Annotated in this window: 4 protein-coding genes; all 4 read right to left on the bottom strand. The window is 71.2% G+C overall.

What is annotated here, in order from left to right; all coding sequences use genetic code 11:
* Positions 1 to 129: 129 nt before the first annotated feature.
* Genes ACIBH4_RS10740 through ACIBH4_RS10725 form a run of 4 tightly spaced genes read right to left on the bottom strand, consistent with a single transcriptional unit; the run spans position 130 to position 6,441 of the window.
* Positions 130 to 1,203, bottom strand: coding sequence for an acyl-CoA dehydrogenase family protein (locus tag ACIBH4_RS10740; protein ID WP_362503844.1), 1,074 nt, complete (start codon positions 1,201 to 1,203; stop codon positions 130 to 132).
* Positions 1,200 to 2,336, bottom strand: a complete 1,137-nt coding sequence (locus ACIBH4_RS10735; RefSeq protein ID WP_362764907.1) for an acyl-CoA dehydrogenase family protein — start codon at positions 2,334 to 2,336, stop codon at positions 1,200 to 1,202. Before ACIBH4_RS10735 ends, ACIBH4_RS10740 begins: the two co-directional genes overlap by 4 nt.
* Positions 2,333 to 3,148, bottom strand: coding sequence for an alpha/beta fold hydrolase (locus tag ACIBH4_RS10730; RefSeq protein ID WP_362503838.1), 816 nt, complete (start codon positions 3,146 to 3,148; stop codon positions 2,333 to 2,335). The genes ACIBH4_RS10735 and ACIBH4_RS10730 overlap by 4 nt, the downstream gene beginning before the upstream one ends.
* Positions 3,148 to 6,441 carry an amino acid adenylation domain-containing protein gene (locus tag ACIBH4_RS10725; RefSeq protein ID WP_362764910.1) on the bottom strand — a complete coding sequence of 1,098 codons (3,294 nt, stop codon included), beginning with the start codon at positions 6,439 to 6,441 and terminating at the stop codon, positions 3,148 to 3,150. Before ACIBH4_RS10725 ends, ACIBH4_RS10730 begins: the two co-directional genes overlap by 1 nt.
* Positions 6,442 to 6,448: the final 7 nt, after the last annotated feature.

Genomic DNA, 6,448 nt, shown 5'->3' with positions numbered 1-6,448 from the left:
GGGGGGGGGGGGGGGGGGGGGGGGGGGGGGGGGGGGGGGCGGGGGGGGGGGGGGGCGGGGGGGGGGGGGGGGGGGGGGGGGGGGGGGCGGGGGGGGGCCCCCCCCCCCCCCCGGCCGCCGCGGCCTCCGTCATCGTGTTTCCTGGCTTTCGCGCCGCAACCGGGACGGTGTGCCGAGCCGTACCGATTCGGCCGCCGCCCACCTGTAGTACAGCTGCGCGTCGTTGTCGGACCGCATGCCCGCGGCACCGTGGATCTGCATGGTCCGCGTCGTGACCGTACGGGCCAGGTCCGAGGCCGCCGCGAGGTTGGCCGCCGCGTGCGCGGCCGCGTCGCGGTCGTGCACCAGCAGGCGCGTCGCGTCGATGTGCATCGACAGCTCGCTGAGCCGGAAGGCCAGGGCCTGGAACTTGCCGATCGGCTGGCCGAACTGGCGGCGTGTCCTGGCGTGGTCGACGGCGTGGTCGAGCGCCGCCTGGGCGAGGCCCACCAGATACGCCGCCTGGCGCACCCGCGCGTTGGCGAGCGCCGTCTCCCACGCGGTGGAGGAGTCGGTCCGGGCGACCGCGGGCGTGCCCTCGAACTCGACCTGGTACGTCTCGCCCCGGCTCGTCTCCTCGTAGCGCCGCATCGTGATGGACGGATGGTCGGCACGCACGAGCGCGAGGCGCGGTCCGGTGGTGCCGGATCGGCCCGCGCCGGCTCCGTTCATGCCGGCGCGGCCCGCGTCGGCTCCACCCGCGTCGGCTCGGCCGACGCCTGCTCCGTTCACGTCGGCTCCGTTCACGCCGGCTCCACCCGCGCCGACCTCGCCCACGACGAAGTGGTCGACCTCCGCCGCGAACCCGACGAAGGCCCGCCTCGCGGAGATCGCACCGTCCTGGTCGGACCATGGCTCGGCCGCGACCGCGAGCGCCACCGGTTCTTCGCCGATGTCGTCGGGGAACAGCTCTCGCGCGGTGAGCGTGTCGAGCAGCGGCCCCTGGTAAAGCACCGATCCGAGTAGCTCGGCGAGCCGTACGGTGTCAGAGGTGTGCAGCGCGCCGAGCCCGACCAGTCCTTCCCACACCATCGCGCGGGTTTCGCGGCTCTCGTCGTCGGTCTCCCCACCCGCAGGGCGAGGCCGATCGGTCATCCGCCGCACCAGCGGAGCCAGATCCCCGTCGAAGAAGTCGGTGAACGCCGTGGTCTCCACTGTGGTCATGACGGCAACCCCAATTTCGATGTGGCGACGAAGTAGAGCATGATCTCCGAGGAGCCCTGGGCGAGCGTGAGTCCCGGAGCCTCGCGGAACGCGGCGTCGAAGACGCCCTCGGCGAGGGCCTCGGGGTCGCGTGCGTCCAGCAGCGCCCGTGGTCCGAGCAGCTCGACCGCCGCCAGCGACACCTCCTTGGCCGTCTCCGACGTGTACCACTTGGCGATCGCCGAGTGCACCTCGTCGGGCCGTCCCTCGTGCAGGTTGGTTATGCACCGCCACGCCAGCAGGCGGGCCGCGCGCACCCGGGTTTCGAGCTGGACCAGCCGCTCCTCGCAGCCGGGCGGCGCGTGCTCGCGCAGCGCGGACAGCGTGCGCTCGGCCTTGGCCGAGTGGTCCAGCCCGGTGCGCTCCAGCGGGAGCACCTTGCCCAGCACCTGCCACCCGTCGTCGACCTCGCCGAGCACGTCCTCGCGCCCGATCCGGATTCCGTTGAGCGTCACCAGGTCGAACCGCTCCTCGGACAGGTTCCACACCGGCTCGATGACCGTGCCCAGGCTCTGCAGCGGTACCAGGAAGAGCGTGATCCCCGAGAAGTTCACCGGGCCGGTCGACGTGCGGGCCGCGCACAGCGCGAACTCACTGTGCTGCGCCTTCATGTTGTAGATCTTCCGCCCGTGCAGGCGCCAGCCGTCGCCGTCCGGCTCGGCGCGCGTGGTCAGCGACGCGAGGTCGGATCCGACATCGGGCTCGCTGAACAGCACGTTGGCCGTGATCTCGCCGCGTGCGAGGCCCGGCAGGAACCGCTCCTTCTGCTCCGGCGTGCCGAACAGGTGAATGGCGTTCCCGACGATGTCGATGCCGAGCGAGTGCACGTTCTCGGGGACGCCGTGGCGGATCATCTCCTCGGTGAGGATCGCCTTCTCCACGATCGTGGCGTCCGATCCGCCGTAACGTTCGGGCCAGTTGATCGCGAGCCAGCCGAGCTTGCCCAGTCGCCGATGCACGTCGAGCAGGCCGCTCTCCTGCCCGTACGGCATCCGCCGGGACTGTGCGATCTCCGCGCTCACCGCTTCCTCGCACAACAGCCCGCAGACCTCTTGCCGGAAGCCGTCCTGCTCTGGCGTGAAGGCCGGCATCATCGGACACTCACCTCGCTTAATCTGTCGCGCATCACGTCCGCCAGGGTCTCGACGTGTGCTGGTTGGAGCATGGTGTAGTGGTCGCCCCGCACCACCTGGATCTCGTCGGCGTAGGCACGCCATCTGTCGAGCTTGTCCGGGTCGGCGTCCTCGGCGCACAGCAGCACCACCCGGCCGTCCACCCGCGAAGGACGGAACGTCAGGAGCCCGCGTACGTTCGCGGCGAACACCGGGAACCGTTCGGCCATCTCGGTGGCGTCCGGTTCCGCGCCCATCTCCGCGACGTCGGCGGCGAACCACGCCCGCAGCTCGTCGTCGCAAGGATGGGACGGTTCGTCGGGGAGAGCGGTGTCGAGCGCGAACGTCACGGCGACGTCGCCGTCCTGGCGCGCCATGTCGAGCGCCACCGCTCCGCCGACCGACCAGCCGCCCAGGTGCAGCGGCCCGTCGGGCCGGACCTCGCGGACTGCGGCGAGGTAGGTGGCCGCGAGCTCGGACAGCCGCCGTCCCTTGGTCACGCCGCCGTGCAGTCCCGGGTCCTCCAGCGCGTAGACGGGCCGGTCGTCGCCCAGCAGCGCGGCGAGTGCGACGTAGGGCGCCACCGATCCGCCCGCCGCGTGTACGAGGAACAGCGGTGGTTTCGTGCCCCCGTGACTGAGCGGCACCAGCGGAGACGTGGGCGGCGGCCGCTCCTCCGCCGGGGCGGAGGGGGCCCTCCGCAGAGAGAGGGCCTCCTCCCGTTTGCGCCGGAGTCGGAGTCGCAGCAGCGCGTCTCGTTTCTCCTCCAGGGTGGAGGGACGCGAACCGCCCATCAGCTCGACTCTTTCAGCAGCCGGTCGAGTTCCTCCTCGGACAGATCGGCGACCTGGGCCTCCAGCTGCGCCACCTCGTCGTCGCCGAGCAGCGCGCGCTGCGCGTCGTCGACCTGGGCGGCGAACTGGCTGAGCAGCGGGTAGCTGAACAGCCGTCGCGGGTCGAGCGTCACCTGGAAGGCGTCGCGCACCCGCGAGATCATCTGGGTGACCTGCAGCGAGTTGCCGCCGAGGACGAAGAAGTTGTCCTGAGCGCCGACGCTCCCGGGGTCGAGGCTCAGCAGGCTCTGCCAGATATCGGCGAGCCGGCGCTGCGTCTCGGTGGTCAGCTCGACCTGTCCCGACTCTCCCTCGGGGCGAGGGTCGGGCAGCTTCGTCTGGTCCACCTTTCCCGTGGAGGTGAGCGGGAGCCGGTCCAGCCGCACGTAGTCGGTGGGCACCATGTGCAGGGGCAGCCGCCCGGCCAGGTGTTCGCGCAGCGCGTCCGGCTCGAACTCGCCGACCACGTAGGCGGCGAGCCACGCCGACGTGGTGCCCGCGTCGCGCACGGTCACGACGCACTGCCGCACGCCGTCGAAGCTCTCGATGGCGTGCTCGATCTCGCCGAGCTCCACGCGCAGCCCGCGCAGCTTCACCTGACGGTCGACCCGGCCCAGGAACTCCAGGTTGCCTTCGCCGTTCCAGCGCGCCAGGTCACCGGTGGCGTACATGCGCTCGCCCGGCGTGGCGGCGAACGGGTCGGGCAGGAACTTCTCGGCGGTCTGGTCCGGCCGACCGAGGTAGCCGACGGCGAGACCGGCGCCCGCCATGTAGAGCTCCCCGGGAACGCCGACCGGCACGGGCCGCAGCCCCCTGTCCAGGACGTAGGCGCGCTGGTTGGCCATCGCCCGGCCGATCGGCGGCGGTCCGTCCAGAGGCTCCGGCGGGCACAGGTAGTCCACGCACGTCACGGTGACCTCCGTCGGGCCGTATCCGTTGTGGAACTCGCGCCCCGGCTTGCGCCACCTGTTGACCAGGTCGGGGCCGAACGGCTCCATGCCGATGAAGCACACCCGCAGGTCGTCCAGGGCGGACGGATCGAGCAGCCCGAGCACGGCCGGAGGGATGTCCACCATCGTCACCCGCTCGCGGGCGAGCAGCGCCTGCAGCGTTTCGGGGTCGAGCAGCTCGGAGCGCGGCGCGCCCACGATGGTCGCGCCGGCGGTGAGCGTCGAGAAGACGTCCGACACGCTCACGTCGAAGGCGGGGTTGGAGAACTGCAGGATCCGGTCGTCCGGCGTCACCGAGAACATCCGCTGGAAGGTGGTGCAGAAGTTCGCGACCGCCCGGTGGGGGACCATCACTCCCTTGGGGGTGCCGGTCGAGCCCGAGGTGTAGATGACGTAGGCGGTGTCCTCCTGCGCCACGTGCACAGAAGGCGGCGAGACCTCTCGTCCGTCGAGCGCGTCGGTGTCCAGCAGGATCCGCCCCACGTTCGAGGGCAGCAGGTCCACGAGATCCGAGGTCGTCACGACCGCGACCACATCGGCGTCGCCGAGCTGGTAGGCGAGCCGCTCCGGCGGATACTGCGGGTCGAGCGGCAGCCACGCCCCGCCCGCCTTGAGCACGCCGAGCTCGGCGGCCGGCAGGTCGAAGCCGCGGTCGAGCAGCACCCCGACCACGCTCCCCGGCGCCACCTTGAACTCCTCGACGAGCGCGTGCGCCAGCCGGTTGGAGCGCTCGTCCAGCTGCGCGTAGGTGAGGTCCTCTCCGGCGAAACGCATCGCGACCGCGTCGGGCGCCTCGGCCACGCGCGCCGCGACCAGTTCGTGCAGCAGGCGCTCGTCGCGCTCGCCGGGCTCGGGGTTCCATTCGGTGAGCACGCGCAGGTACTCGCTGTTGGGCATGATGTCCAGCGAGTCGATCCGGGCGTCCGGCCTGGACAGCGCGTCGTTCATGATCGTCGTGAAGTGTTCCACCAGGCGCTCGACCCGCTCGTGGTCGAACAGCTCGGAGGAGTATTCGATCCACACGCCCAATCCGCCGTCAGGCAGGTCGTTGATCTGGAACGTGAGGTCGAACCTGGTCGTCTCCGGTTGCGGGGTCAGCATCTCGACGTCCACGCCGGGCAGGCTCCAGCGCGCGATCATCGACTCGGGCAGCAGCGTGAACAGGTGCGCGACCAGCGGATTCCGTCCCGGGATCCGCTCCGGGCCGAGCTCCTCGATCATCCGGCCGAACGGCATGTCCTGGCGGGCCATCGCGTCCAGGACGGTGTCGTTGGTGGTGTGCACCAACTCGCGGAACACCGGATTGCCCCCGAGGTTCCCGCGGACCGCCACCGTGTTGGCGAAGAACCCCATCATGGGTTCGGTCTCCGAGCGGGTCCGTCCGGAGAAGACCGATCCGAGCGCGATGTCCTCCTGGCCGGTGTAGCGGTTGATCACGACCTGGTATCCGGCCATCGTGAGGGCGAGCAGGGAGACGTTCTCGGCCTGGGCCAGGTCGCGGATCCCTCGCGCGAGATCGTCGGGCAGGCGGCCCTCGTAGATGCGGCCGGCCCCGGTGGGCGCCGACGGACGCTCCCGGTCGCCGCGCCACTCCAGCGGTTCCATCCCGTCCAGGGCGGAACGCCAGGAGTCGATCTGCTTGGCCGGCTCCTCGCTGAGCAGCCAGAGCCGCTGCCAGGCCGCGAAGTCGGCGGGCTGGAGGCTCAGCTCGGGGAACTGCGAGCCGCTCGGATCGGTGTAGCGGGCGGTCAGCTCCTCGGCGAACTGGCGCGAGGACCATCCGTCGATGACGATGTGATGCCAGACGATGGACAGCACGTGGTCCTCGGGGCCCAGGCGCAGCACGGCGAACCGGTACGGCGGCTTGTTGCGCAGGTCGAACTCCTCGCGCACCTGAGCGTCGATCCACTCCTGAACGGACTCCTCGGTCCCGTCGGTGACCGGCAGGTCCCACGTCTCCGGCGGCGGATCGACCACCTGGAACGGCACGCCGTGCTCGTCGCCGAACCGGGTGCGCAGGCTCTCGTGCCGCGCGACGATCCCGCGCAGCGCCTCGGAGAGGGCGGCCACGTCGAGCGGCCCGCGCAGGCGCATCGCGAACGGCACGTTGTAGACCGGTGCGCCCGCGACCATCTGGTGCAGGAACCACAGGAATCGCTGCTGCTCGGCGATCGCCATCTTGTCGGTGCGCGGGACGGCGACGATCCGTTCCCGTTCGGCCTTCTCCGCCACACGCTGGCGGACCTTCCTCTCCAGCAGGGCGCGTCTGATGTCGGCGACGTTACGCTCTTCCGGGTTTGCCATGATCTCC

The organism is Streptosporangium sp. NPDC050284 (genome assembly GCF_044459525.1).
In the GTDB taxonomy this organism is placed as follows: Bacteria; Actinomycetota; Actinomycetes; order Streptosporangiales; family Streptosporangiaceae; genus Streptosporangium.
This window is presented reverse-complemented; position numbering and strand designations above follow the sequence as displayed.

Excerpts from the sequence above, each read along its gene's own strand:
- ACIBH4_RS10735 (WP_362764907.1), bottom strand. The coding sequence starts at position 2,336 with ATGATGCCGGCCTTCACGCCAGAGCAGGACGGCTTCCGGCAAGAGGTC.
- ACIBH4_RS10740 (WP_362503844.1), bottom strand. The coding sequence starts at position 1,203 with ATGACCACAGTGGAGACCACGGCGTTCACCGACTTCTTCGACGGGGAT.
- ACIBH4_RS10730 (WP_362503838.1), bottom strand. The coding sequence starts at position 3,148 with ATGGGCGGTTCGCGTCCCTCCACCCTGGAGGAGAAACGAGACGCGCTG.
- ACIBH4_RS10725 (WP_362764910.1), bottom strand. The coding sequence starts at position 6,441 with ATGGCAAACCCGGAAGAGCGTAACGTCGCCGACATCAGACGCGCCCTG.